The sequence below is a fragment of the Buttiauxella sp. genome (genome assembly GCF_049686335.1).
In the GTDB taxonomy this organism is placed as follows: domain Bacteria; phylum Pseudomonadota; class Gammaproteobacteria; order Enterobacterales; family Enterobacteriaceae; genus Buttiauxella.
Genome location: NZ_JBAVHX010000022.1, coordinates 129,457 through 155,119 on the forward strand (window position 1 = coordinate 129,457; position 25,663 = coordinate 155,119).

Here is a 25,663-nt window from a genome sequence, read left to right on the forward strand (position 1 = left end):
ACTGGTTGGCGATTACTTAACTGCCATACCCGCTTGCGCACCGCTATCCGGGCTTAACAGGAAGATATCTTTCCCGCCAGGACCTGCTGCCATCACCATCCCTTCAGAGATGCCGAAGCGCATTTTACGCGGTGCCAGGTTTGCCACCATAATGGTCAAACGGCCTTCAAGTGCCGCAGGATCGGGATACGCTGAACGGATACCGGAGAACACGTTACGTTTCTCGCCGCCCAGATCCAACGTCAGGCGCAGCAGCTTGTCAGAGCCTTCTACAAATTCTGCTTTTTCGATTAGCGCAACACGCAGATCCACTTTGGCGAAATCATCAAAAGCGATGGTGTCAGCAATCGGGTCATCAGCCAGTGGGCCCGTTACCGGGGTGCTGGCGACTTTCACTTCTTCTTTTGACGCTTCAACCAGCGCTTCAACCTGTTTCATTTCAATGCGGTTATACAGCGCTTTGAAAGTGTTCACTTTATGGTTCACCAGCGGGGTGTTGATGCTGTCCCAGGTCAGTTCAGTGTTCAGGAACGCTTCAGCACGTTCAGCAAGGGTAGGCAGAACCGGTTTCAGCCAGGTCATCAGCACGCGGAACAAGTTAATGCCCATGGTGCAGATGGCTTGCAGGTCTGCATCACGGCCTTCCTGTTTTGCCACAACCCACGGCGCTTGCTCATCCACATAACGGTTTGCCGCATCGGCCAGCGCCATGATTTCACGCACCGCTTTACCAAACTCGCGGCTTTCCCACGCTTCACCAATGGTTTGCGCCGCATCGGTGAAGGTTTTGTACAGGGCTGGATCGGCAATGTCTGCAGACAGCTGGCCGTCAAAACGCTTGGCAATAAAGCCTGCATTACGGGAAGCCAGGTTGACCACTTTGTTGACGATGTCGCTGTTTACGCGCTGCACGAAATCTTCCAGATTCAGGTCGATATCGTCGATGCGAGAGGACAGTTTCGCGGTGTAGTAATAACGCAGGCTATCCGCGTCGAAATGGTTCAACCAGGTGCTGGCCTTAATGAACGTGCCGCGGGATTTGGACATCTTCGCGCCGTTGACCATCACATAGCCATGAACAAACAGGTTGGTCGGCTTACGGAAGCCGCTGCCTTCCAGCATCGCTGGCCAGAACAGGCTGTGGAAGTAAACGATGTCTTTACCGATGAAGTGATACAGCTCGGTAGTGGAATCTTTCTTCCAGTATTCGTCGAAGCTCTCGGTATCGCCGCGTTTGTCACACAGGTTTTTGAACGAACCCATGTAGCCGATTGGCGCATCCAGCCAGACGTAGAAATATTTACCCGGTGCACCAGGAATTTCAAAGCCGAAGTACGGCGCATCGCGGGAGATATCCCACTGTTGCAGGCCAGACTCGAACCACTCCTGCATTTTGTTCGCCACTTGTTCTTGCAGCGCACCCGAGCGGGTCCAGGCTTGCAGCATTTCGCTAAACGATGGCAAATCAAAGAAGAAGTGCTCGGAATCACGCATTTCAGGCGTTGCGCCAGACACAACAGATTTCGGTTCGATAAGCTCGGTTGGGCTGTAAGTTGCGCCACAGACTTCGCAGTTATCACCGTATTGGTCAGGTGCTTTACATTTCGGGCAGGTGCCTTTAACGAAACGGTCTGGCAGGAACATGCCTTTTTCCGGATCGTAAAGCTGAGAAATGGTACGGTTTTTAATAAAACCATTCTCTTTCAGGCGACCATAAATCAGCGACGCCAGGTCGCGGTTTTCATCGCTATGCGTGGAGTGATAGTTATCATAGCTGATGTTAAAACCAGCAAAATCAGTCTGATGCTCCTGACTCATTTCGGCAATCATCTGCTCGGGAGTAATGCCTAACTGCTGTGCTTTCAGCATGATAGGGGTACCGTGTGCATCGTCTGCGCAGATGAAGTTAACCGTGTTTCCGCGCATTCGTTGGTAACGGACCCAGACATCAGCCTGAATGTGCTCCAGCATATGACCGAGGTGGATTGAGCCGTTAGCGTACGGAAGTGCGCACGTTACCAATAATTTCTTCGCGGTTTGAGCCATAGTAAAAATTGCATCTTCTAAATAGAAAAGGGCTTTAGATGTTAACCGAGTGCCGCCCCGGGGTAAACCACACAAGGCGCACAAGGAAATTTTTATCGCGCCTTATGGGTTCTGGTATGCTTAACACACTGCAATGTCCGATAAAAAAACATAAGGAGTCGGGATGAACTCTCAATCCCAGGCAAGCAAATCCCCCGAGCAGCTGCGCGCTATGGTCGCCGGGACTCTGGCCAATTTTCAGCACCCAACCCTCAAACATAATCTGACCGCGTTAAAGGCCCTGCATCACGTCGCGATGCTCGATGAGACCTTACATGTCGAGTTGCTGATGCCGTTCGCCTGGCGCAGTGGTTTTGAGGCTTTGCAAGAGCAATGCAGCTCAGATTTATTGCGTATCACCGGTGCCAAAGCGGTGGACTGGAAGCTTAGCCACAATATCGCCACGTTAAAGCGCGTGAAAAACCATCCAGGCATCAACGGCGTGAAGAATATTATCGCCGTCAGCTCCGGCAAAGGCGGGGTAGGGAAGTCGAGTACCGCGGTGAATCTGGCGCTGGCGCTGATTGCGGAAGGGGCAAAAGTCGGGATCCTCGATGCGGATATTTATGGCCCGTCCATTCCTACCATGCTGGGTGCAGAACATGAACGCCCAACTTCACCCGATGGCACGCACATGACGCCAATCATGGCGCACGGCCTGGCTACTAATTCGATTGGTTATCTGGTCACCGATGAAAACGCCATGGTGTGGCGCGGCCCGATGGCCAGCAAAGCGCTGATGCAAATGCTGCAAGAAACTATGTGGCCGGATTTGGATTACCTGGTGCTGGATATGCCACCGGGCACCGGCGACATTCAGTTAACGCTTGCGCAAAACATTCCGGTAACCGGCGCTGTAGTGGTCACCACGCCGCAGGATATTGCGCTCATTGATGCGCGCAAAGGCATTGTGATGTTCGAGAAAGTGGATGTGCCGGTATTGGGCATCGTTGAGAACATGAGCATGCATGTTTGCAGCAATTGCGGTCATCATGAAGCGATTTTTGGTACGGGCGGCGCGCAGAAACTGGCGGACCAGTACCACACCAAACTGCTGGGGCAGATGCCGCTGCATATTACGCTGCGTGAAGATCTTGATGCCGGTAAACCGACGGTGGTCAGCCGTCCGGAAAGCGAATTTACATCGGTGTATCGCCAGCTGGCGGGAAGTGTTGCGTCAACGCTTTACTGGCAAGGTGAAGTGATTCCAGCGGATATCGCTTTCCGCGCGGTGTAATTTAAAACCACCCTCATCCCGGCCTTCTCCCTAAGGGAGAAGGAGAAAACCGCTCTATTTTTCCCCCTCTCCTGTGGGAGAGGGCCGGGGTGAGGGCTATTTATTCACTAAATCAAAAATTATTGAATCCCTTCAAAGAAAGTTAAGCCGCATCCCTGTATGTTACGCGCCCATTAATACTTAACGGCCACGGATGCAATGTACGAGTTTAACCTGGTGTTACTGCTGCTTCAGCAGATGTGCGTCTATCTGGTTATCGCCTGGTTGATGAGTAAAACGCGCGTGTTTATCCCGCTGATGCAGGTCACCGTCCGTTTACCCCACAAACTTTTGTGCTACGTCACCTTCTCCATCTTCTGCATTATGGGCACCTATTTTGGTCTGCACATTGACGACTCCATCGCCAACACGCGCGCCATTGGCGCCGTGATGGGAGGCTTGCTCGGCGGGCCGTTAGTGGGCGGGCTGGTCGGGCTGACTGGCGGACTGCATCGTTATTCAATGGGCGGCATGACGGCGTTGAGCTGCATGTTTTCCACCATCGTCGAAGGTCTGCTCGGCGGGTTGTTACATCGTTTACTGATTCGCCGTGGGCGCAGCGATTTATTGTTTAATCCGCTGACCGCAGGCGGGATTACGCTGGTGGCTGAGATTTTCCAGATGGGCATAATTCTGCTGATCGCCCGCCCATTTGCTGACGCCCTGCATTTAGTGAAAAGTATTGCCGCGCCAATGGTGGTCACTAACACCGTGGGGGCGGCGTTATTCATGCGTATTTTGCTCGACAAACGCGCGATGCTGGAAAAGTACACCTCGGCATTTTCAGCCACCGCGCTGAAAGTCGCCGCCTCCACCGAAGGGATTTTGCGCCAGGGTTTTAACCAGGAAAACAGCATGAAAGTAGCGCAGGTGCTGCATCATGAGCTGGATATTGGGGCCGTCGCCATCACCGATAATGAAAAGCTGCTGGCGTTTACCGGCATCGGTGCGGATCACCATCTACCCGGTCGTCCTATTTCTTCTGAATATACCTGGCAGGCCATCGAGCGCGGCGAAGTGGTGTATGCCGATGGCAATGAAGTGCCGTATCGCTGCTCGCTGCATCCCCACTGCAAACTTGGCTCGACGCTGGTTATCCCGCTGTATGGCGAGAACAGCCGCGTGATTGGTACCATCAAACTCTATGAAGCGAAAAACCGCCTGTTCAGCTCCATTAACCGCACGCTGGGCGAAGGCATTGCACAACTGTTATCTGCACAAATTTTAGCGGGGCAGTACGAACGGCAAAAGCAGATGCTGACGCAGTCAGAAATCAAACTGCTGCACGCGCAGGTCAATCCACATTTCTTGTTTAACGCACTGAATACGCTGGTGGCGGTTATTCGCCGGGATAACGAACAGGCGTGTCAGCTGGTGCAATATCTCTCGACTTTCTTCCGTAAAAATTTAAAACGCCCGAGCGAGATTGTGACCCTTGCCGATGAAATCGAGCACGTGAACGCTTATCTGCAAATCGAACAGGCACGTTTTCAGTCGCGCTTAAAAGTGCAACTCAATGTCCCGACGTCTCTGGCGCAGATACGCTTACCGGCCTTCACTTTGCAGCCGATTGTCGAAAACGCGATTAAACACGGCACCTCGCAACTGCTTGGGGTCGGCGAAATCACGATTAACGCCTGTCAGACGGGCGAATATTTACACTTGTCAGTGGAAGACAATGCCGGTTTATATCAACAAAACACGCATGCCAGCGGGTTGGGCATGAGCCTGGTGGATAAGCGCCTGCGCGCCCGCTACGGCGATGACTGCGGCATTAAAGTGGATTTTGAGACTGACCGATTTACCCGCATTACCCTACGTTTACCTCTGGAGGAAACCCCATGTTAAAAGTGCTGATTGTCGACGACGAGCCGCTGGCGCGTGAAAACCTGCGTATCATGCTGCAAAACGAGCCTGACCTTGAGATTGTGGGGGAGTGTGGTAATGCGGTGGAAGCGATTGGCGCGGTGCATCGTCTGCGCCCCGATGTGGTGTTTGCAGATATCCAGATGCCGCGCATCAGCGGGCTGGAAATGGCGAGCATGCTGGATCCGGAACAGCGTCCCTACATCGTGTTTCTCACCGCTTTTGATGAGTACGCGGTGCAGGCATTCGAAGAACACGCTTTTGACTATTTGCTCAAACCGATAGAGAGCAAACGGCTGGAGAAAACCTTACACCGGTTGCGCCATGAACGCGTCGATCAGGACATGACGCTGCTCGCGCCAAACCAGGAAGACCTCAAATTTATCCCGTGCACCGGGCAGAGCCGAATTTACCTGCTACAAATGGAGGAGGTGATGTTTGCCAGTAGCAGAATGAGCGGCGTGTATGTTACCAACGCCCACGGCGCTGAAGGGTTCACGGAATTGACGTTGCGCACCCTCGAAAGCCGTACCCCGCTGGTGCGCTGCCATCGACAATATCTGGTCAATATGGCGCATCTCAAAGAGATCCGCTTTGAAGACGGAGGGCAGGCCGAACTGATGCTGCGCGATGGGCAGTCCGTTCCGGTTAGCCGTCGATATTTAAAAAGCCTGAAAGAGGCACTGGGGCTTAAAGCAATATAGTTTTAGGGTATATAGCGCTATCTCTATATACTGCCCGCTTTCCAGATTTAGAACGAGGGAACCACCACTATGATGAATAACGACGTACTGCGCAGCGTGCGCTACATGCTGAATTTGGGCAATGACGATATGGTGAAAATTTTCGCCCTGACCGACACTGCCGTGACTGCTGAGCAGATCGTAACCTGGACCAAAAAAGAAGACGAAGAGAACTTCAAACTTTGCCCGGACATTCTGATGGCAAACTTCCTTAACGGTTTGATTTACTTCAAACGCGGTAAAGATGAAAGCAAGCCTGCACCGAAAATTGAACGCAAGATGACCAATAACATCATCCTGAAAAAGCTGCGTATTGCGTTTGATTTGAAAACTGATGACGTACTTGAAATTCTGACGACCCAGGAATTCCGCATCTCTATGCCAGAAATCACGGCGATGATGCGCGCACCAGAAAACAAAAACTTCCGTGAATGTGGCGACCAGTTTCTGCGCTACTTCCTGCGTGGTTTAACCGCACGCGTGCACGTCGCGAAGAAGTAAATTTTATTGCGCTTATCCACTCTACGACTGCATTTCGTAGGTCGGATAAGCGCCAGCGTCATCCGACACAAAACCTCGAATCTCCGACGCTATCCCCGCGCTTCGTTTTTCCTTTTTACGATATCCGCCATCACTGCGAGTGCGATTTCTGCTGGTGTTTTGCTGCCAAGAGGTAAGCCAATGGGCGCATGTATGCGTTGCAACTCATCAGGGCTTAACTCCGCCAGCTTCTCTAAACGCTCAAGCCGCCGCGCGCTGTTCTTCTGCGACCCCATCGCACCAATGTAAAACGCAGGTGTATTCACCGCTTCCATCATTGTCAGGTCATCCATACGTGGATCGTGAGTCAGTGCGACAATCGCGGTATTGGCGTGGCAGGACTGCTGCTCGAGATAGTTCGCCGGGAATTGTTTCAGCAGCGTAATGTCAGTTTTAAGCTGGGCGGCAAAATTCTCCAGCGCCTCTGGCCGGTTCTCACAAACCAACACTTCAAAGCCCAGGGAACTGGCAAACTCGGCGCAAAACAGCGCGACGCTCGACAACCCGGCAATCAGCAAACGCGGGGCGGCAGCAATATGCAATGTCACCTGTTGCCCGTGGCGTTCAACCTGGGTCATATCCGCAAACTCTGTTACTTCCAGATGACGGCAAGGCTCAGGGAGCGTAAGGCGTTTTTCCAGAGCAAAATGACCATTTAATGCTTCACTCATTCTTTCGAGATACTGCACATTCCCGGGCGTTGCAGGCAGGTATTCGACCAGAATATCCAATACGCCGCCACAGGGCAGCGCGATACCCGGCTCCAGCCCGCCTTCGCCATAACGCACAATCTGGCTGGCTTGCTGATACTCACCTTGCGCGATGCGCTGCAAAAAATCCTCTTCCACACAGCCACCCGAAAGCGAGCCACAAAAACGCCGATCGGCGGTTGCAACCATTAAGGCTCCCGGTGAGCGGGGCGATGAACCATAGGTATTTAACACCGTACACAGCCAGACCGGTTGTTCGGCAAGCCAGACGCAAGCCGTGCGAATCACACTGATATCAAGATGCTGCATGATTTTTCTCACTTTGTTGTGTCAGCTGTGAAGGAAGATCGATATCGCGTTGTGAGTCGACATCGTTAACATTGATAAAATGAATGGTTTCACCGCGCAGTAATTCACGCGCACCGTTATCACCGCTTAACTGGCAAAGTTGGCGATACCAGCCGGGGGAAAACCCTACCGGATGACCCGGCTGCGCGTTTGCGCAAGGCCGCACCAGCGGGTGAGTTTCCAGAGCCTGCGCCACCTCGACAAACACCGCAGCGCTGACAAACGGCATATCCGCCAGATGAATCAGCCAGCCGTGCCAGTCTGGGGTTGCGTGAACACCGGCAGCAATTGACTCGCCCAATCCGCTACTCTCGATAAGCGTAACCGGAACCTGTTGCGCACTGCACAACGCCTGAATGTGACTGTTTTCCGGGCGAGTCACCACATGAACCGCCAGGCCCGAGGCCAGCGCATGGCGCAGTGTTTGCGCAAACACGCTTTCATCATTGAGCAACGCATCAAGTTTATTGCCTTGCCCACCGGCTTTTTTGAAGCGTTCCGCACGCCCAGCGGCGGCGATAATAATGCCTGCTTTCATATTCAGGACTGATTCCTCAGTGCTTTCTTGATGACGCAATATGATGAAACGTTTGCGCAACAATGTTTTTTTTATGAAAATGAGATGTTAATTCTCACATGATTTAGGTTAAATATATATACTTATATTCAGTGCGGAAATGTATAAGAATCACGCTTAATTGTTTGAAAAAAAGACAATAATAATTTAAACGGGACGTTTTATGAGCAATTTCAATCCATCACGGCGCCGCTTTATCAAGAGCGCCGTGGTCGCAGGTGTCGCGGTCTACCTCGCCCCTCTTTATAGCCGTGCCTATGCCGCGCTATTCGAAGAAAAAATCCTCCAGTCTCCAAACTGGGATGCAAAAAACAAACGCATTCGTTTCCGCATTGATGGCCGTTCTAAAGTCATGGGGCAAAAAGTCTTTGCGCGTGATATCCGTGCCGTCGACATGCCGCACTGGCCGCAAAAACAAGCCCATGCCTTTATCTTGCGTACGACCAAAGCTGACCGCTTGTTCAGCGGTATCGACCTCTCTTTGCTCGGCGATGACCTGAAACCTGACCGCCTGGTCACCGCCGAAGATTTAGCGCGTGATGGCCTGGCCTTCCCGGCGTTTTACGGTGACGACATGCTGTTGCCGACTGGTAAAACGCCAGCGTATCTGGGGCAAGCTGTCGCAATTCTCATCTACCACGACTTTGCCCGCTTCCGCTTTGCAAAAGACAAACTGAAATTTAAAGACGACGTCATTCAGTATGGCGCTGAAACCGGGCCGCTGGAGCGTGATCCGTGGGGAACCTTCCGCTTCGTGCGCGTCGGTGGCGAAACATCGCAAGATGACGACAAATTCTCCAGCCTGAAAGATATGCCGATTTTCCCGACGGCCATGAGAAAGCATTTGCCGGTCTGGCCTGAAGGGCGTGAAGGCGGCAAGCTGGACGAAGAAGGCATGTATTACGCGGGCATGATTGCCGATGAGCTGAAAAGCCCACCGCAAGACTGGCTGGTCATGTCGCGCCGTTACACCACTCAATCGATTGATACCGCAGCCCTTGAGCCGGATAACGCCAATGGCTGGTTCGACGAAACCACACAAACGTTGCATTTAGTCGTACCGACGCAATCTCCGCAGGAAGTGGCGGACGAAATGCCACGCATGCTGGCAAAACGCACAACACCGGTGAAACAGCTGATTCTGCATCCGTGTTACACCGTCGGTTATGGTTCCAAAGATCACTACAACTTCCCGTATTACGGCGCGGTGGCGGCGATGTATGGCGACGGGCATCCGGTGCGTCTGGCCAATGACCGCTACGAGCAGTTCCAGAGTTCGCTCAAACGTCACGCTTTTGATATGAACTACACCATCGCGGTGAACAAAAAGACCGGCATCATGCAGTCATTTTTGGGTGACATGACGGCCAACGGTGGCGGGCGCAGCAACTTTACCCCGTCGGTATCGATGGTGGGTGCTACGGCTGCACAATCTATTTATTACTTCCAGAAAAGCGATTTATCAGCGGTGGGTGTGGCTTCTCGTGCCATCGATGCTGGTTCCGCTCGCGGCTACGGCACACTGCAAAGTATGGCAGCCACTGAAATGATGGTCGATGAAATTGCCGCAGAACTGAATATCGATCCGATTGAATTCCGCATGCGCAACGCGCTGAAATCTGGCATGAAAAACACTCAGGGTGCGATTCCTGCCGGCGCGATTCGTGTGGATGAAGTGCTGGCAAAAGCCGCTAAACATGAGATGTGGCTGAAGCGTGCTGAACGTAAAGCCGAATTTGAAATGAAAAACCCGGGCAAACGCTTTGGCGTGGGCTTCGGTTGCGTACAAAAAGATTTTGGTACCGGGGCGGAAACCTCATTTGCGCGGGTGGAAGTCAGCGCCGATGGACGCGTTATTTTGTATCACAGCGGCGCGGAAATGGGCACCGGCATGTCAACGTCGCAATCGGTACTGTGCGCGCAGTGGTTGGGTAAACCAGCTGACGAATCGCATTTCTCGGTGACGGACTGGACATCGCTGCCGATTATCACCAGTGGTGACCCGTACATTATGTCGCAGGAAGAACAGGACAAACTGGCGGCGAATCCCTCCTGGTCGCCGTCTTATTGCTCGCCATCCAGCGCCAGTAACTCAGCCTATTATTTCTCTCACAGCACGCGAGAAGCCGCACGTCTGGTGTTTGAACAGGGCTTGTGGCCGGCGGCGATGTCTATCTGGACCACCGGCATTGGCGGCGGCCAGGCCGCGCCATTAGTGGTGCGCATCGAAGACGCCCGTTGGGTTGAAGGCGGTTTAACCGCGGCAGGACTGGAAATTCTCAGCCTCGAATTGTTAGCGAAAAAAGCCCATGAAATGGGGCTAATGACCGGTGCGGCGGTACACGTGTTTAACCGCTGGCAGTGGGCAGAAGCCGATTTCACCCTCAACCAACAAACCAGACGCCTGCCGATTGATGGCCTGGCGGTGCGCAATGGCAGCGGTGAATTCACCACGCTTGCACGCAGTAACGTCTATTACCCGCCTACGCAGCGTAATAACGCGTCGGTAACTTATTACAGCGCCGTCGGCACGCTGGCCGAAGTCGCTGTGAGCCTGGCGACAGGCGAAGTGGAATTGTTGAATCACCACTCGATTATGGAGTGCGGCAACTTAATCGTACCTGAGCTGGTGTCCGGACAGTTGCAAGGCGGCCTGGCGATGGGTATCGGCCACGCGCTACACGAATATTTACCACTCTATGAAGACGGACCAGGCAACGGGACATGGAACTTCAACCGTTATCACCTGCCGCGTGCCAGTGACGTTGCGGTCTGGAAACAGACTGGCGATGTACTGCCGGCGCTTTCGGAAACCGACCCGCCAAAAGGTATGGCTGAAGTCGTGATGATCCCGGTCGTCGCTGCGCTGGTTAACGCCATCGCCGATGCCACCGGCCACCGTTTCCGTGATTTGCCTGTCCGTGCTGAAAATATTCGTGAGGTATTACCATGAGCATCAAAACTAAACCTATCACCCTGACTATCAACAACAAACCGTACGGCCCGATGGATGTGCCGGAAGGGTTGATGATGATCGATTTCCTGCACGAATATGTCTATTTGACCGGTTCACGTCTGGGTTGCGGACAGGGTATTTGCCACGCCTGTGTGGCGATTGTCGATAACCCAAGCGGCACCAGCGAAGAAGTGCGCACCTGCATCACTGGCGCCCATTTCTTTAACGGCAAAAAAGTCCGCACCGTTGAAGGCCACGCCAAAGTGGATGAACAAGGCGAAGTGGTTGAGCTTTCCCCCATTCAGCAATCTTTCCTCGATCATTACAGCTTCCAGTGTGGTTACTGCACACCGGGCTTTGTGAATGCCGCGACAATTTTTGTTGAAAAGCTCAAGCGTGAACCTATCGAGCGTGACAACCTGGAAGAGGCGATTTCTCACGCGCTGGAAAACCATATCTGTCGTTGCACCGGATACGTGCGTTATTACGAAGCCGTGCGCGACGTGGTGTTGAAAACGCCGGGCCTGGTGAAGGAGGGGGCGAAATGAAAAAACGTCTCGCGCTCATTGTGCTGGCGATAATCGTCATTATTGTGGCGATCCTTTACTGGCGGGAATACCGCACCTATGACGGTCCGGTGCAGAAAGTGACGGCCAGCAAGGAGCAAATCGAGCGGGGTAGTTATCTGGCGAAAGCCGCTGACTGCGCGGCTTGTCACACTGCATCGGGTGGCGCACCGCTGGCAGGGGGGTATCCGCTGGAATCCCCATACGGTACTATTTACGGCAGCAACCTGACACCGTCAGCGGATTACGGGATCGGTCGCTGGACGAAAGATGACTTCTACAAAGCGCTGACCGAAGGCGTGACCCCGACCGGGCGTCATCTGTTCCCGGCGATGCCTTACACGTCGTACAAAAATATTACGCGTCAGGATTCCGATGACATGTATGCCTATTTGATGACGCGCCCAGCGGTTGATGTGGCAACGCCTGACAACGAAATGGCCTTCCCGTTCAACCAGCGTATCGCGCTGATTGGCTGGAATATCCTGTTCCATAGCAACGATCCTCTACCGGCGATTTCAGAAGGTAATTCCGCCGACTGGCATCGTGGCCGTTATCTGGCCGATGTGCTTGGGCACTGTGGCGAATGCCATACCGAGCGCGGATTACTCGGTCAAATGAAGCTGGATAAAGCGATGCAGGGCGGGGAATTAGGGCGCTTTATGGCACCTGATATTACGCCTAAAGCGTTGGCGCAACGTGGATGGACGCCGCAGGATGTGAGTCAATTCCTGACTACGGGTATGGCCCCGCAAGGCAGCGCGTTTAGTGAAATGCACATGGTGGTTGACCTGAGCACGCAGCACCTGACGCCTGGGGATCAGAAAGCGATGGCGACCTACCTGATGGGTGAAGCGCCTCCGGCTGCGGTTCCGGCACCACTCGGTAAAGGAAGCGAAGCAGGGCGCATGACTTATCTCGACCAGTGTGCCGGTTGTCACGCACGTGAAGGCGAGGGCAAACCGCATGTCGCGGTTTCGATGCTGAACAATGCGACGTTGCGCCAGCCAGATGCCAAAAACCTGATTGTCTCGGTGCTTGACGGACTGCCAGCGCAGAATTTCCCGAACGGGGAAAGCATGCAAAGTATGCCGGGCTTTGGCGATCGCTTGAACGATGAGCAGGTCGCTGAACTGGTGAACTATCTGCGTGTGACCTGGGGTGGTTTGCCAGGGGATGTGACGGCTGAGCAGGTGAAAGCGCTGCGTTCAGAGAAGTAAGGTAAAGCGGCGGATGACGCTACGCTTATCCGCCCTACAATTTTTGATTTCGTCGGTCGGATGGCGCTTGTGCTTATCCGCCCTGGAGTTTTTGATTTCGTCGGTAGGATGGCGCTTGCGCTTATCCGCCCTGGAGTTTTTGATTTCGTCGGTCGGATGACGCTGCGCTTGTCCGCCCGACAATTTTTGATTACGTAGGTCGGATAAGCGCAGCGTCATCCGACAATTCAGCAAACCACTCACTCCCCCTTTCTAACCGCTCACACGCTAATACAACCGCTCACGCAAACTCCCGGCTATTGCCTCTCAAACCCATGCCAGCATATCCCTGAACTTTTTACCTATGGCTCTGGAGTGGGTTATGCAACACGCACTAACTTTTGTTATCGCGACCCTGTGTATTCTTGCTATCTGCTATCGCCTTTACGGGGTGTTTTTCGTCCGTAAAGTGCTGAACGCTGATGACTCAGAAATCACACCGTCACATATTCTTGAGGACGGCAAAGACTACGTCCCGACAAAAAAATGGGTTAACTTTGGCAGCCACTTTGCGGCGATTGCTGCAGCGGGTCCTCTTGTCGGGCCGGTACTGGCGGCACAATACGGTTATCTGCCAAGTTTCTTATGGCTGTTAATTGGCTGCGTGGTAGGCGGTGCGGTACACGATACCGTGGTACTTTTCGCCTCCATGAAGCACCGTGGTAAGTCACTCTCAGAAGTGGCAAAAGCGGAGCTTGGGCCAGTCGCGGGCTGGTGTACCGGTCTGGCCATGTTATTCATCATCACCATAACCATGGCAGGTTTGTCGATGGTGGTGGTTCACGCGCTGGAACGTAACCCGTGGGGTACCTTCGCGGTGTTTATGACCATCCCCGTGGCGATTTGCGTTGGCCTGTGGGAGCGTTTCACCGGCAGTATGCGCGGTGCTACCTGGGTGGGGATTCTGGTGATCTTCGGCTGCGTCATTGCAGGGCCGTATATTCAGGAATCTGCATTCGGTGAATGGCTGAGTTTCCGTGCCTCGACCGTTAGCCTGGTGCTGCCGTTCTATGCGTTTTTTGCCACCGCACTCCCGGTGTGGATGCTACTGACGCCGCGTGGATACCTCTCAAGCTTTATGAAAATCGGCGTGTTTGGCGCGCTGGTGATTGGCGTGGTGTTCATTAACCCGGAAATTCAATTCCCGGCCGTCACCCAGTTTATCCACGGTAACGGCCCCGTGCTGGCAGGCCCGGTTTGGCCATTTATCTCGATAACCATTGCTTGCGGAGCGATTTCTGGTTTCCACGCGTTTATCGGTTCCGGCACTACGCCGAAGCAAATCGATAAATGGAACGATATTCTGCCGGTAGCTTTCGGTGCGATGCTGGCGGAATGCGTGGTCGGCGTGATGGCATTAATCGCCGCGACCGCACTACACCCTGCGGATTACTTCGCCATCAACGCCACTCCGGAAGTCTTTGCTGGCCTCGGAATGGACGTGGTAAACCTGCCGCAACTGAGTGAATCTATCGGCCTGGATTTATACGGTCGTACCGGTGGGGCAGTCACGCTGGCGGTGGGTATGGCGGATATCTTCACCCGTATCCCATGGTTTAGCCATTTAGCCTCTTACTTCTTCCAGTTCGTCATTATGTTTGAAGCGGTATTTATCCTGACGGCGGTAGATTCCGGTACCCGCGTTGCGCGCTATTTACTGCAAGATTTCCTGGGCGATATCTGGTCACCGCTCAAACGCACCAACTGGATGCCAGGCGCGATTGGTTGCAGCATCGTCGCCTGTTTACTGTGGGGCTACCTGTTGAACTCCGGCGATATCAACTCCGTGTGGGCGCTGTTTGGCGTATCAAACCAACTGATGGCCTCCATCGGCCTGATGATCGGTACCACCATTATTCTGCGTATGTCGGAAAAGCGCTGGTACGCACTGACCTGCCTGGTCCCGCTGGCGTATCTGTACGTGACGGTAAACTATGCAGCGTACTGGATGGTGAAAAACGTCTACTTCAATAGCGCAGCCAAAGGCTTCAACATCTTCAACGGTACGATTTCGATTGTGATGGTCGCACTGGGGCTGGTGATTATGGTGGCGTCGATTCAACGCTGGTTTGTACTGTGGCGCGCTCGCGGTAATGACGAGCCGATTGAATTGTTGTCCTGATAATAATCCTTCAAATGCAGAGAGTGAGTATTTAAGCACTCTCTGCATAACGACAATAATACCTCCCCCTCTATTTATTATCCTCTGTCCGAATCTAAACCCCGAAAATTGTCATTTAAATTGATTGCTCATCATTTTGGTGCTCTATTTGATGGGTTTCCATATTTAGTATGCATGTAAAGTTTATATGGTTGTTTGTGAAATATATGCATCGTCTATGGATAAATAATATCGGTGGCTTATGTATAAAGGATGATGCAGATGAAATTCAACAAAGACAGAGGTAGTGAAGGGCGTCTAAGACGGTTATCTGATGGGGAACTAAGATTGGCAAGACGTGTTTTTGGTAACACTATTGCTTATTACCGGGTCTGGGTTCATAAAGAAAGTTATCTACCCTTTTCATTGCAGGGCAATAATTACGGTATGACTCCAAATGGAGAGATGTACTTTCGTGACAAAGAATACAGTGATGATTATTCATTAGAAAGGCCAGCAAGTCAGCATTTTTTTTGTTCATGAAATGGCTCATGTTTATCAGTACCAACATGGCATGATGGTACGTTTGCGAGGGTTTCCAAAATGAAAAATATAGCTGTTATTTTAATATCAATATTATTAGCCGGTTGCCCTATGGGTGATAGATCCCCAAAGTACGCTCAAGCAGACGCTGTGGTTGTGAATGATAAAGTTTGTGTATTTATTAAAAAAGAAAATTTAGTTGCGCAGGAGAAACTTCTCAGAGTTTCAATTATGAAAGCAGGTGATGAAAAGATGAGTTATGAGAAGCAATTTTATTCCCCAGTCATCAGTATCGATTTAAAATCAGGTGAATGTATTTTAGGACTTTCTGACTTCAATTATGAAACAGGCTACTCCTACGATATCAATATACAGACGTCACATAATAATTATCAGACAGGTTTTATTTTATGGAAGTATGGGCAAAGCCTGAAGCTGAAATAGTCTTTTGGGGTTATATAGCAGAAACGAAGGCCGGTCATTCAGACCGGCCTTTTTAATTACTGGAAAACGACAGAGTTAGAATAATCCGCGCGATATTGAATCTTTACGCGCTGGCCGTTAAGTGTGTATTCGGTATACGGATAAACCTCTTTCCAGCCAGCGGCTTTCAGCTTCGCTTCTACTGCGCTGGTGGACAGGCCCATCAGATCTTTTTTCTCGAGTTTCTTCGCACTTGTCACGCTGGTGCTGCTGGCTTGTTGCAATGCGCCATGCTTACGCGATGCAGCCCATTCGCCAGTGGTTTCATTACCGCTGCGGGTGAAACTCAGGGTGTAACCTGCGCCTTTCCACTCGGCAAAATCAGGGTTATTAATGGTTCGGGTCGCTTTTTTACCATTGATGGTTACCGCGTTTTTGTTGACCACTACGTTCACTGGCTCACCTGCACCTTTCCAGCTACCGTTGGCTAAATCCAGTGCCATTGCCGCAGGCGATAACACCAATCCACCCAACATTGCTGCAACTACCACGTTTAACTTATTCATCATTAACTCTCTTATTTATTAGCATCTCTTAATTATTGCCCATCGGGAAAGTTTAAGAGTTTGAATGTCATTTTGTGGCGAAATAATGCTGCCGCGAGGGTTCGCCGTTGTTGATATAAATCAAATTGATGAATGTGTTTTCGGTAAGTATTCTTAAAAAGAATGATTGGTAGCCGGGCGGGGTTTGAAACCTTCATTTGAAGGGCCACTGGCACGAGGCGCACCAGTGGCTTTGTCGATTATGTTTCGCTAACAACCTTCGCCGCAGGTTGTTCCAGCACCATTGTTTGTGTCTGGCTGAGGCTTATTTCCGCCGCACGCAGCATTTTAAGGATCTCATAGAGCAGATCACTGCGGGTCGAACTGACCATGCGCGGGCTGTTTACGTAGCCGGTCACACTCAGCACAATCCCGGTTGGCCCCAGCTCTTTAAAGCTGACGGACGGTGGCGGGTTTTCCAGAATAGATTCATGCAAGTTATAGGCGTCGAGCAGCAAATTGCGCACTTGCTCAGGGTCGATATCGAGCGGGAAAGTCAGGGCGATGGTCGCCACACCTTGTGCATTGCCCATCGTGGCGTTACGTACGTTCTGCGAGATAAGCTGTGAATTGGGCACAATGACCGTAGATTTGTCGCCTAACTGGATTTCCGTTGCGCGCACATTAATGCGGCGAATATCACCTTCAACACCACTGATACTCACCAAATCGCCCACTTTCACCGGGCGCTCGGTTAACAGAATCAGCCCGGAGATAAAGTTCTTCACAATCTCCTGTAGACCAAAACCGATGCCCACCGACAAGGCGCTGACGATCCACGCCAGTTTGTTCCATTCAATGCCGAGCATCGACAATGTCAGCATGATAATCAGTACATAGCCGACGTTGGTAAATAGCGTTACCAGTGAGGCGCGCAGGCCGCGGTCCATATTGGTTTTTGGCAGGAAATCGTTGTCCAGCCAACGGCGTGTGGAACGCAATACATACCAGCCGACAACCAGACACAGCACCGCATTAACCGCGTGAGCAGGGATAATATTCATCCCCTCGAGGCCTTTTCCGCCCCACATCTCGGCGATTTTGATCAGCAATTCCATCGGCGTTGTGGTGCCGAAGGTACCATTCAGCAGCGCAACGGCTGCCATAATCAACAGGCTGGTTTTCCCTAAAGCGGAGAACAATGTCGCGGCAAGGGAAAGATGGCGGTCATTGAGGCTCAGCGTGCTCTTGAGGATTTTCCCGGTCTGAGTGGAAGGGGAGAAGACCGCTTCACACAAATCCACCACGAAATGAATCAGCAGATACAGGCTGCAAACCACCAGGCCAATCCACAGCAATTCGAAAGTGACGAAGCGCGCCAGCGGAATGTAACCAATCAGCAAAGCCAGCAGGATAACGAATGCCGTAAGGCTGATAACCAGATGAATTAGACCAGCAACTGTTGAGCGAGCCTCGGTTTGCTCGCCCTCGGCACTCATTTTACGACGGATCCTGTTCACCCGAATTGGCGCTATCAGGCAGTTGAGCGCGACCAGCAAAGCCGCCAGACCGTTGCCGAAAAGCGTAGCGGCAATACTCGCACCGACCAGCGCATTCAGCTGTTCGATGATGCCAAAGATAAAGATGAAGGTTGCTAACAAAATCGGGAACGAAGACAGCGTTTTCGCCAGTGGATCGGCAATACCCGGCAGGCGCCAGGACGGATGGCTATTCGATAGTAACGCGATACCCATACCGGCTATCACCGCTGAGAAATAGGTCAACTCCACTAACTGTTCAGCAAACTCCATCACCCACTGCGAGGTGTCAGGCAGTCGGGTAAAGGTGTAACACAACAACTGCATGCTGATACCCAGCGTCAGCGTGGTGCTTAACGTGGTAAAGCAGGCGAGGAAACTGCGACGAAAACGCCCTTGCGGCAACCAGCGTGGCAACACCCAGTTCAATGGTTTGTCCAGTGCGCGACGGCCAAAAAGCCCAATCCCTAACGCCAGCAGCAGATAAATGGCGCTTCCTACGCGCCAGTCGTCGCTCCATGCCTGGTGCCAGGCATCGCTAACTTGTGTTCCGAATTCATCAAAACGCACCGCATCTTTATCGCTTGGATCAAATACCGGCGACCAAAAATCCGCGCCCAGAATACTGCCGGTGTTAAGTGCGATTTGTGTTTTCAGCGCGTCACGACGCAGCCCGGAAATTTGTGATGAGAGGTTTTGTGCGCCCACGGCAATGGCTTTCGATTGCTCGATTTGCGTCGTGAGCAAGGTTTTGCTGTTGTTCAATTGCTTGCGCTGACTGACAACCTGCGGTGTTTCCGTCAGCGTACCCGGTGCCGGTGCAGGCCCAAGCACATCCAGTTGCCCCTGAACCTGCGCAAGCTGCGGAGCCAGCGCCACGGCGAGCTTATCCGCTTCGGCAGCCAGCTTTTGCGCGTCGTCATTAAGGGCGGTGAACTGTTTATCCGCTTTTGCAGCAGAGACTCGCTGTTTAAGAGAATCCAGCTGCTTTTGCAGAGCCGGCAGAGCAGTGCTGGCGTTAACCTTAACAGGCGTTTCTGTAGCAGATTGCCCGGTGGCTTCATCTGCCTGAGACAGGAAAGGGGTCATCAACAAGCAAGACAACAATGCCATCAACAGCAGCGGCACTCTTAAAGGGTTACGCATCATACGCATAGAGAAATAATTCCGGTATTTCGAAAAAAATGAAATTGAGGACAACCGGCTAAGGATACCCGTAATTCTCCGGAATCCAACCAGGGTTAGTCTGTTTATGTTGCGTTGTTCGTGTAACGCCACTCAAATTTATCGCCGCTCAGAAACACCAGCGGTTTACAGCGCTTTTTTCTTACGCCTTATCTCAACACCTCAAGCCATGCCAAAAGTTGGCGCAACTGATACCCGGTCAATACCTTGATCTCGATGCCGTGTGGGGAGCACCGAGTTAGCTCTGCTGCATGTTGATCGATGGATGCACCCATCAAAGCGTTTATTGGCTGGTATTCTCGTAAATCAGGCATTCGACCCTACTAATATTCATAGATCGGTTCTTATTTACTTTTTCTTACATAGTCTGGATTATTACCTTGTCTAAGAATGTTCTTATTTTGAGGTTGTCCATGTTAAAAAAATGCGTGCTTTGTCTTGCTGTCTGTTTTTTATCGGGATGTGCAAGAACGGCGGCACCTAACTATTTCAACGGTAACTATTACATGGCTGGGGATGATTCCTGTAAACATTTCAGGCAAATTGATTACGCAAGAATCATGTGCATGGATGATGATTATGTTGAAACTGGCTACCGAGATGCGATGACACAAGGTGACATTCAGATGTACCAGATGCAGCAAATGAATCAGCAGATGCAGATGGCACAATTAAATCAGCAGCTACAGCAAACCGGACAATCATTCCAGAATTCAGGGCAGCAGATACTACAGCAGAGCCAGTCCTACACCGCCCCGCAGGTTCAGTCGTATGGTTCATCGGGATCCACGATTTATAATCGGGTGGGGAACAATGTAATCGGGTCAGACGGCACGTCCTGTACGTATGTAGGTCAGAGTCTTATTTGTAGATAATTAAAGAAGTAGGGGATTCCACTGGCCCCCGTTTCATTCTTATTTTTAATATTCTTTCGTCACCGGGGTAATCTACATGGCGGCTATTCTTTTTATTGCGGCTTTAGTTCTTGCCTGGCCTACAGCAGGCTTGTCAATCGTTGCATATATTGCTTTCCTCGTTTTTCAAGGATACATGAAGGCCAAAACAAGAATGCATCACGCTGATAAGCTCCGGTCATCAAGAGACGTTACCTCAGGGGGAGGACGGCTTCCTTCATGGATGGGCAATCGAGACAAGATTTCTGAATTTATCTATGGAGTCGAGAAGTTAGCCGAGCGAGAAGGCGTACCGATCATTATGTCTTCCCAGCTTATGTTGCATGAGGAGTTACAGAAAAACCTAATGCGATATGCGGGGGCTATGGAAGCGCGAGGTGCGTCATTTTCGGAGCAACAAATGGCTGTAGCTGAAAAACTTGTTGAAATTCACAACAGAGGTCATTGAAAAGGGGGGACCCGTTACTGGCCCCTTTTTACTAACTGTTCATTTCTATTTTAAATACCTCTTTTTCTATTTGGAAAATCTCCGACTTCCAATAAATATTGACAGAATTATCCCCCGTTGATTCGTAAACCCACGGCCTAAATATGCGTCAACGAGAGAACGGATATTATTTTAGTCAGATCTTGGGGCTTATAATCCTTGCGCGGTTACATACAAATATTGATTGCCGTTCTCCATAATTCCATTTCCTCTCCAAAACTCGGAGGTGACTTTTTTAATAATATTACCTCTGACACATTAAGCAGCCCGACCCCCATATTTATCATGGGCAAGTTCTGAAATGATATTGCAAGCGATCCCTGGTTTAGATAACGCGCCGCTGCTGTCGCCAGGGTGAAGTCTCATGATGACACGGGACTGCTGAATGTTTGTACCCTATGCCGAAAGCTGGGACACATTGTGTTTTTATGGGGTTGTGTCTTTGACTTCCCGCTGGCATTATCGCTGAACAGCGATTAACGCATTGTTAATCGCAAGTTTTTGATTTTGAATTAAATGACTCGGGGTGCCCTTCTTTGTGAAGGCTGAGAAAAACCCGTACCACCTGATCTGGATAATGCCAGCGTAGGGAAGTCAGATGCCTGTCCGGTATCCCTTCTTCACGCCGGACAGGAGCTTTATGATGCAACCTGACCTGCTACCCGGCCATACCGCCGCGTCGATTTTACGGCAAATTCGCCGCACTTCCCCTCTTGTTCACTGCATGACTAACGATGTGGTGCAGAGTTTTACCGCCAATGTTTTGCTTGCCATCGGTGCGGCTCCGGCCATGGTGATTGAAGCGCAAGAAGCCGCGCAATTCAGCCCTGTAGCCCATGCGCTGCTGATCAATATCGGCACACTGACCCGCGAGCGCAGTCACGCCATGCTTGCGGCCATTGATGCGGCAAATGAATCTTCCACTCCCTGGGTGCTGGATCCGGTTGCTGTCGGCGGCCTGGCGTTCCGTACTCAATTCGCAAGCCAGGTGCTGGCCCTAAAACCGGCGGCCATTCGCGGGAATGCGTCGGAAATCCTGGCGCTGGCGGGCGGCCATTCCGGTGGGCGCGGCGTGGATAGCACCGACGATGCGCTTTGCGCACTCCCTGCGGCGCAGATGCTGGCGCAACGCACTGGCGCGATAGTCGCGGTAACCGGTGAGCGCGACTACATCACCGACGGAGAAAATAGCTGGAGCGTGGCGGGCGGTGGCGTTTTGATGACGCGGGTGGTCGGTACCGGTTGTGCACTATCCGCTGTGGTTGCCGCCTGTTGTTCATTGCCTGGTTCGCCGCTGGATAACGTTGCTGCGGCCTGCCAGTTTATGAAGCTTGCCGGTCAGCAGGCCATATCCGAAAGCCGTGGTCCCGGGAGTTTTATCCCGGCATTTCTCGACGCGCTTTACGGGCTGAATGCGGAGGCGCTGGCATGAAAGGCTTAAAACGTATTAATGCCCTGACCATTGCCGGGACCGACCCGAGCGGTGGCGCGGGTATCCAGGCGGACCTGAAAACTTTCTCCGCATTGGGGGCGTATGGCACCAGCGTGATCACCGCGCTGGTGGCGCAAAACACTCGCGGCGTGCAGTCGGTTTATCGCATCGAGCCCGAGTTTGTGGCGGCTCAACTGGATTCAGTACTAAGTGATGTGCGCATTGATACCATCAAAATCGGCATGTTGGCTGAAACAGATATTGTTGAAGCAGTGGCGGAGCGGCTGGCGTTTTATCACGTGCAAAATGTGGTGCTCGACACGGTGATGCTGGCGAAAAGTGGCGATCCCTTGCTTGCACCCTCGGCGGTTGACAGCCTGCGACGTAAGCTTTTACCGCAAGTGGCACTGATTACGCCGAACCTGCCGGAAGCCGCCGCTCTGCTGGATGTGCCTCATGCGCGCAATGAACATGAAATGAAACAGCAGGGCGATGCGTTATTAGGCATGGGCTGCCAGGCGGTGCTGATGAAAGGCGGTCATCTTGATGATGCTGAAAGCCCTGACTGGTTATTTACCCGCGAAGGCTCGCAGCGTTTTACCGCACCGCGTGTGCAAACCCGTCACACTCACGGAACAGGCTGCACATTATCTGCGGCACTCGCCGCACTTTATCCGCGCTTTAACAACTGGCCGCAAACCATCAGTGCGGCAAAAAGCTGGTTATCGCAGGCTTTAGAACAGGCGGATTCGCTGGAAGTGGGGACGGGGATCGGGCCGGTACATCATTTTCACGAATGGTGGTAATACCATTAAAAGACCATTGGGTTATACTGCATTTTCACCCAATCTTCCGGACACTTACGCGAATGGAACAGGTTCACACTCAGCTTATTGAACAGCTTATCCAGCGGTTTTCGCAGGCCGATAACATGCCGTTGTATTTGAAATTCGCCGAAACGGTGAAGTCGGCTGTGCGCAGCGGTATTTTGCCGCAGGGCAATATTCTGCCGGGGGAGCGTGATCTCAGCCAGTTGACCGGTGTTTCGCGCATCACGGTACGCAAAGCGATGCAGACGCTGGAAGATGATGGGGTGGTGACACGTTCGCGGGGTTACGGGACGCAGATTAACACCACCTTTGAGTATTCGCTCAAAGAGGCGCGCGGTTTTTCTCAACAGGTGGTTTTGCGCGGTAAAAAACCGAACACACTGTGGGTCAATAAACGGGTGGTGAAGTGCTCGCCGGAAGTGGCAGAACAACTGGATGTGGCGGCGGAAAGCGATGTGTTCTTGCTCAAACGTATTCGTTACGTTGATGAAGATGCGGTATCTGTAGAGGAGTCGTACGTTCCTGCGGAGTTGATCGCCGATGCGGATGACATCGGGGTTTCATTGTATGACTATTTCCGCAGCCAGAACATTATTCCACAGCGTACCCGCAGCCGTGTGAGTGCCAGAATGCCGGATAGCGAATTCCAGTCGCACATCAAACTGGAAACGCCAGTGCCGGTTCTGGTTATTAAACAAGTCGCCTTTGATCCGCAAAACCGGCCTATCGAATACAGCATCAGCTACTGCCGCAGCGATCTATACGTTTTTATTTGTGAGGAGTAGCGTTTTACTGAGTTGTTGCAAGTGCGGCGCACAGTCGCCGCCACGATGACTCACAACATAAGACGCCACCGCATTTCCCAGACAGACCGCATCTGCCAGGCTCCATCCCGCAGCCAGACCTGCAAGAGTGCCGCCCGCATGGCTATCCCCCGCACCGATGGTATCGACGACGATTGCCGGGAACGGTTCAGCAAGCCCAATGGCCGCATGTGAGCCATACCACGCGCCTTGTTTATCGAGCCGCACAATCAGCGGGGCGTCATAACGTTCAAGCCAGGTACGACAAACACCTTCAATGTCGTCGCCTGCCACCTTCAACCATTCGGCGGCAATGGCGGCTTCCTGGCGGTTAAGCGAGACAATCGGTTTACAGGCCATAATTCGTGCCAACAGTGGGGCAGGAATATCGGCAATGCGAGGGCCGAAGTCGATAAATGCGGTGACATCAGTAAGCGATTCGAGCCAGCTCACTAACATCTCCGCGCACGGGCCAGCCAGTTGATAACCCGAAAGCGAAAGCAGGGTGCCAGATGCGAGCTGTAGTTTGTCCAGCCACTGTTGATTCCACTGATGCTCGACGCCACGGAACGACATAAACGTTCGTTCACCATCCGGCTCAACCAACGCCAGACACCAGCCGTTATCGCCGCAGTCAGTGTGGATTTCGCTATGAATGCCTTGTTTATCAAGGCTTGCACGAATGATATCCGCCCAGGTTCCCTGGCCAATCGGCAGCGCATTTTTCGAGGCGATACCGAGGCGTGAAAGGGTCAGCGCGATATTCAGTGCGCAGCCACCGATATTCACGCTTTGCTGTTGCAGTTCGATATCGCACCCGCGCCATGGCAGGGAATAAGCATCGGCGATGACATCAATCACCGCCGAGCCCAGCACACAAACCGGGCGTTGGGCCACCAGTGACGGCAAGCGGGAATGTAACTCACAGGCTTTCATCGTGCGCCTCCCGCTGCTGGCGATACGCCATAAACAGGCGGCTGTAACGCGTAAAGTCGAGTTGATTTACCTCATCAAGCTGTTGTTTTAGCACGCTATCAATACTTTCCACACCGTGGAGTGCGCCGCAAATTGCCGTCGCCATTGCGCCGATGGTATCGGTATCTCCACCGAGGTTGGCGCATAAAATCGCGCAGCGATTGGGGTTAGTTTGCGCAAGTTCCACCATCGCAATCGCCGCTGCCACGGACTCAATGGTGCTGGTGCCGGTACCGACCAGTTGATAAATCTGCTCCATGCCGGACTCCATTCCGTGCGCGTTTCTGGCCACGTTCAGCGCCAGTTCGATACGTGCGCCCAGAGAGGCATTAAAGGTCGTGACGCGTTTTTCCTGGGCATGGCGAGCAACCGAGGGCAGTGCGTCGCAGATGGTTTCCCAGTTTGCCCCTTCGATGGCTTTAGAAATCGCCCAGGCAATCACTACGGCTCCGGCCAGGGCGAGATCAGATTTGTGCGTCGGGCTGGAAGCGAGTGCGACTTCATCAATAAACGCGTCAAGATTACCCGTCGGCAGCAGGCAGCCGAGTGGGGAAGCTCGCATTGCTGCACCGTTGGTTACGCCGTTGTTCTCAAGTTCGCTCACCGGCGTGCCTTGTTTAATGGCATTGAGGGCAATTTTTGATGTCGGGCCGAGAACGTTTTTGTTGAACGCATCAAAGCCTTCAGCCCAGGTTAAAATGTGGCGGCCAATAGTGTCAGCATTAATCGCGCCGTCGTGCTCGATAATCGCATCCGCCAGCGCCAGCGCCATTGAGGTGTCGTCGGTGAACTGCGCACGGTCAAAATAGCAGGCGGCATTATTCTCCGCAGGGCCTGGCAGGAAGCGGTCAATCCAACCGAAGTGCGCTTTCACTCGTGAGCGTGGCCACAACTCCGATGGCATTCCCATCGCATCACCTAACGCCTGGCCGTAAAAGGCTCCAAGAATTCGATTTTCCAT

23 protein-coding genes and 1 riboswitch are annotated in these 25,663 nt (G+C 52.3%); of the genes, 15 read left to right on the plus strand and 8 right to left on the minus strand.

What is annotated here, in order from left to right; genetic code table 11:
* Positions 1–12: 12 nt before the first annotated feature.
* Positions 13–2,046: a methionine--tRNA ligase gene (gene metG / locus WBL83_RS15210; RefSeq protein ID WP_424589935.1), complete on the minus strand. Its 2,034-nt coding sequence runs from the start codon at positions 2,044–2,046 to the stop codon at positions 13–15.
* Between the two features lie 163 nt (positions 2,047–2,209).
* Between metG and apbC the strand changes: the two genes are divergently transcribed.
* From apbC to WBL83_RS15230, 4 genes are all read left to right on the plus strand, one after another.
* Entirely contained in the window at positions 2,210–3,322 is a 1,113-nt protein-coding gene (gene apbC, locus WBL83_RS15215) for an iron-sulfur cluster carrier protein ApbC (RefSeq protein WP_424589936.1), read from the plus strand.
* A gap of 198 nt (positions 3,323–3,520) precedes the next feature.
* Positions 3,521–5,209, plus strand: coding sequence for a LytS/YhcK type 5TM receptor domain-containing protein (locus tag WBL83_RS15220; RefSeq protein WP_424589937.1), 1,689 nt, complete (start codon positions 3,521–3,523; stop codon positions 5,207–5,209).
* Positions 5,203–5,931, plus strand: a complete 729-nt coding sequence (gene btsR / locus WBL83_RS15225) for a two-component system response regulator BtsR (RefSeq protein WP_424589938.1) — start codon at positions 5,203–5,205, stop codon at positions 5,929–5,931. The genes WBL83_RS15220 and btsR overlap by 7 nt, the downstream gene beginning before the upstream one ends.
* A 69-nt stretch (positions 5,932–6,000) precedes the next feature.
* Positions 6,001–6,471 (plus strand): DUF1456 family protein, encoded by a 471-nt coding sequence (locus WBL83_RS15230; protein ID WP_064545093.1) that lies wholly within the window; start codon positions 6,001–6,003, stop codon positions 6,469–6,471.
* Positions 6,472–6,560: 89 nt separating this feature from the next.
* On the opposite strand, the gene WBL83_RS15235 is transcribed toward WBL83_RS15230, so the two are convergent.
* Both WBL83_RS15235 and WBL83_RS15240 read right to left on the minus strand, forming a co-directional pair.
* Positions 6,561–7,529: an XdhC family protein gene (locus WBL83_RS15235; protein WP_424589939.1), complete on the minus strand. Its 969-nt coding sequence runs from the start codon at positions 7,527–7,529 to the stop codon at positions 6,561–6,563.
* On the minus strand, positions 7,516–8,106 hold the full coding sequence (locus tag WBL83_RS15240; RefSeq protein WP_424589940.1) for a nucleotidyltransferase family protein: 591 nt from the start codon (positions 8,104–8,106) through the stop codon (positions 7,516–7,518). Before WBL83_RS15240 ends, WBL83_RS15235 begins: the two co-directional genes overlap by 14 nt.
* Before the next feature lie 202 nt (positions 8,107–8,308).
* Between WBL83_RS15240 and WBL83_RS15245 the strand changes: the two genes are divergently transcribed.
* From WBL83_RS15245 to WBL83_RS15255, 3 genes are read left to right on the plus strand one after another with little or no spacing between them, the layout of a single operon-like run.
* Positions 8,309–11,098, plus strand: coding sequence for a xanthine dehydrogenase family protein molybdopterin-binding subunit (locus tag WBL83_RS15245; RefSeq protein ID WP_424589941.1), 2,790 nt, complete (start codon positions 8,309–8,311; stop codon positions 11,096–11,098).
* Positions 11,095–11,649, plus strand: coding sequence for a (2Fe-2S)-binding protein (locus WBL83_RS15250; RefSeq protein WP_424589942.1), 555 nt, complete (start codon positions 11,095–11,097; stop codon positions 11,647–11,649). The genes WBL83_RS15245 and WBL83_RS15250 overlap by 4 nt, the downstream gene beginning before the upstream one ends.
* Positions 11,646–12,887 (plus strand): cytochrome c, encoded by a 1,242-nt coding sequence (locus WBL83_RS15255; RefSeq protein WP_424589943.1) that lies wholly within the window; start codon positions 11,646–11,648, stop codon positions 12,885–12,887. Before WBL83_RS15250 ends, WBL83_RS15255 begins: the two co-directional genes overlap by 4 nt.
* On the opposite strand, the gene WBL83_RS15260 is transcribed toward WBL83_RS15255, so the two are convergent.
* A complete protein-coding gene (locus WBL83_RS15260) occupies positions 12,876–13,106 on the minus strand; it encodes a hypothetical protein (RefSeq protein WP_424589944.1) in 231 nt (76 codons plus the stop codon). The two genes, WBL83_RS15255 and WBL83_RS15260, sit on opposite strands and share 12 nt — an antisense overlap.
* Before the next feature lie 142 nt (positions 13,107–13,248).
* Between WBL83_RS15260 and WBL83_RS15265 the strand changes: the two genes are divergently transcribed.
* From WBL83_RS15265 to WBL83_RS15275, 3 genes are all read left to right on the plus strand, one after another.
* Positions 13,249–15,048 (plus strand): carbon starvation CstA family protein, encoded by a 1,800-nt coding sequence (locus WBL83_RS15265; RefSeq protein WP_424589945.1) that lies wholly within the window; start codon positions 13,249–13,251, stop codon positions 15,046–15,048.
* A gap of 261 nt (positions 15,049–15,309) precedes the next feature.
* Complete coding sequence (locus WBL83_RS15270) at positions 15,310–15,570, plus strand: hypothetical protein (RefSeq protein ID WP_424589946.1); 261 nt, start codon at positions 15,310–15,312, stop codon at positions 15,568–15,570.
* A gap of 60 nt (positions 15,571–15,630) precedes the next feature.
* The gene (locus tag WBL83_RS15275; protein WP_424589947.1) at positions 15,631–16,014 is read left to right on the plus strand and encodes a putative T6SS immunity periplasmic lipoprotein; all 384 of its coding nucleotides are present in this window, start codon (positions 15,631–15,633) and stop codon (positions 16,012–16,014) included.
* A gap of 56 nt (positions 16,015–16,070) precedes the next feature.
* On the opposite strand, the gene WBL83_RS15280 is transcribed toward WBL83_RS15275, so the two are convergent.
* A complete protein-coding gene (locus WBL83_RS15280) occupies positions 16,071–16,562 on the minus strand; it encodes a hypothetical protein (protein ID WP_424589948.1) in 492 nt (163 codons plus the stop codon).
* A gap of 236 nt (positions 16,563–16,798) precedes the next feature.
* Positions 16,799–19,222, minus strand: a complete 2,424-nt coding sequence (locus WBL83_RS15285; protein WP_424590001.1) for a DUF3772 domain-containing protein — start codon at positions 19,220–19,222, stop codon at positions 16,799–16,801.
* Between the two features lie 419 nt (positions 19,223–19,641).
* On the opposite strand from WBL83_RS15285, the gene WBL83_RS15290 reads away from it, so the two are divergent.
* The 5 genes from WBL83_RS15290 to WBL83_RS15310 all read left to right on the plus strand — a co-directional run bounded on the left by WBL83_RS15290 (position 19,642) and on the right by WBL83_RS15310 (position 23,709).
* Positions 19,642–20,136 (plus strand): hypothetical protein, encoded by a 495-nt coding sequence (locus tag WBL83_RS15290; RefSeq protein ID WP_424589949.1) that lies wholly within the window; start codon positions 19,642–19,644, stop codon positions 20,134–20,136.
* A 76-nt stretch (positions 20,137–20,212) separates the two neighbouring features.
* Positions 20,213–20,623 (plus strand): hypothetical protein, encoded by a 411-nt coding sequence (locus WBL83_RS15295; protein ID WP_424589950.1) that lies wholly within the window; start codon positions 20,213–20,215, stop codon positions 20,621–20,623.
* Positions 20,624–21,174: 551 nt separating this feature from the next.
* A riboswitch (TPP riboswitch) is annotated at positions 21,175–21,271 on the plus strand.
* 34 nt (positions 21,272–21,305) lie between these two features.
* Entirely contained in the window at positions 21,306–22,094 is a 789-nt protein-coding gene (gene thiM / locus WBL83_RS15300) for a hydroxyethylthiazole kinase (protein ID WP_424590002.1), read from the plus strand.
* A complete protein-coding gene (gene thiD / locus WBL83_RS15305; protein WP_424589951.1) occupies positions 22,091–22,900 on the plus strand; it encodes a bifunctional hydroxymethylpyrimidine kinase/phosphomethylpyrimidine kinase in 810 nt (269 codons plus the stop codon). Before thiM ends, thiD begins: the two co-directional genes overlap by 4 nt.
* Before the next feature lie 62 nt (positions 22,901–22,962).
* Positions 22,963–23,709, plus strand: coding sequence for a GntR family transcriptional regulator (locus WBL83_RS15310; RefSeq protein ID WP_424589952.1), 747 nt, complete (start codon positions 22,963–22,965; stop codon positions 23,707–23,709).
* On the opposite strand, the gene WBL83_RS15315 is transcribed toward WBL83_RS15310, so the two are convergent.
* A complete protein-coding gene (locus WBL83_RS15315) occupies positions 23,683–24,663 on the minus strand; it encodes a PfkB family carbohydrate kinase (RefSeq protein ID WP_424589953.1) in 981 nt (326 codons plus the stop codon). The two genes, WBL83_RS15310 and WBL83_RS15315, sit on opposite strands and share 27 nt — an antisense overlap.
* Complete coding sequence (locus tag WBL83_RS15320; RefSeq protein ID WP_424589954.1) at positions 24,650–25,663, minus strand: ADP-ribosylglycohydrolase family protein; 1,014 nt, start codon at positions 25,661–25,663, stop codon at positions 24,650–24,652. The genes WBL83_RS15315 and WBL83_RS15320 overlap by 14 nt, the downstream gene beginning before the upstream one ends.

Excerpts from the sequence above, each read along its gene's own strand:
- metG (WP_424589935.1), bottom strand. The coding sequence starts at position 2,046 with ATGGCTCAAACCGCGAAGAAATTATTGGTAACGTGCGCACTTCCGTAC.
- apbC (WP_424589936.1), top strand. The coding sequence starts at position 2,210 with ATGAACTCTCAATCCCAGGCAAGCAAATCCCCCGAGCAGCTGCGCGCT.
- WBL83_RS15220 (WP_424589937.1), top strand. The coding sequence starts at position 3,521 with ATGTACGAGTTTAACCTGGTGTTACTGCTGCTTCAGCAGATGTGCGTC.
- btsR (WP_424589938.1), top strand. The coding sequence starts at position 5,203 with ATGTTAAAAGTGCTGATTGTCGACGACGAGCCGCTGGCGCGTGAAAAC.
- WBL83_RS15230 (WP_064545093.1), top strand. The coding sequence starts at position 6,001 with ATGATGAATAACGACGTACTGCGCAGCGTGCGCTACATGCTGAATTTG.
- WBL83_RS15235 (WP_424589939.1), bottom strand. The coding sequence starts at position 7,529 with ATGCAGCATCTTGATATCAGTGTGATTCGCACGGCTTGCGTCTGGCTT.
- WBL83_RS15240 (WP_424589940.1), bottom strand. The coding sequence starts at position 8,106 with ATGAAAGCAGGCATTATTATCGCCGCCGCTGGGCGTGCGGAACGCTTC.
- WBL83_RS15245 (WP_424589941.1), top strand. The coding sequence starts at position 8,309 with ATGAGCAATTTCAATCCATCACGGCGCCGCTTTATCAAGAGCGCCGTG.
- WBL83_RS15250 (WP_424589942.1), top strand. The coding sequence starts at position 11,095 with ATGAGCATCAAAACTAAACCTATCACCCTGACTATCAACAACAAACCG.
- WBL83_RS15255 (WP_424589943.1), top strand. The coding sequence starts at position 11,646 with ATGAAAAAACGTCTCGCGCTCATTGTGCTGGCGATAATCGTCATTATT.
- WBL83_RS15260 (WP_424589944.1), bottom strand. The coding sequence starts at position 13,106 with ATGACGCTGCGCTTATCCGACCTACGTAATCAAAAATTGTCGGGCGGA.
- WBL83_RS15265 (WP_424589945.1), top strand. The coding sequence starts at position 13,249 with ATGCAACACGCACTAACTTTTGTTATCGCGACCCTGTGTATTCTTGCT.
- WBL83_RS15270 (WP_424589946.1), top strand. The coding sequence starts at position 15,310 with ATGAAATTCAACAAAGACAGAGGTAGTGAAGGGCGTCTAAGACGGTTA.
- WBL83_RS15275 (WP_424589947.1), top strand. The coding sequence starts at position 15,631 with ATGAAAAATATAGCTGTTATTTTAATATCAATATTATTAGCCGGTTGC.
- WBL83_RS15280 (WP_424589948.1), bottom strand. The coding sequence starts at position 16,562 with ATGATGAATAAGTTAAACGTGGTAGTTGCAGCAATGTTGGGTGGATTG.
- WBL83_RS15285 (WP_424590001.1), bottom strand. The coding sequence starts at position 19,222 with ATGCGTAACCCTTTAAGAGTGCCGCTGCTGTTGATGGCATTGTTGTCT.
- WBL83_RS15295 (WP_424589950.1), top strand. The coding sequence starts at position 20,213 with ATGGCGGCTATTCTTTTTATTGCGGCTTTAGTTCTTGCCTGGCCTACA.
- thiM (WP_424590002.1), top strand. The coding sequence starts at position 21,306 with ATGCAACCTGACCTGCTACCCGGCCATACCGCCGCGTCGATTTTACGG.
- thiD (WP_424589951.1), top strand. The coding sequence starts at position 22,091 with ATGAAAGGCTTAAAACGTATTAATGCCCTGACCATTGCCGGGACCGAC.
- WBL83_RS15310 (WP_424589952.1), top strand. The coding sequence starts at position 22,963 with ATGGAACAGGTTCACACTCAGCTTATTGAACAGCTTATCCAGCGGTTT.
- WBL83_RS15315 (WP_424589953.1), bottom strand. The coding sequence starts at position 24,663 with ATGAAAGCCTGTGAGTTACATTCCCGCTTGCCGTCACTGGTGGCCCAA.
- WBL83_RS15320 (WP_424589954.1), bottom strand. The coding sequence starts at position 25,663 with ATGGAAAATCGAATTCTTGGAGCCTTTTACGGCCAGGCGTTAGGTGAT.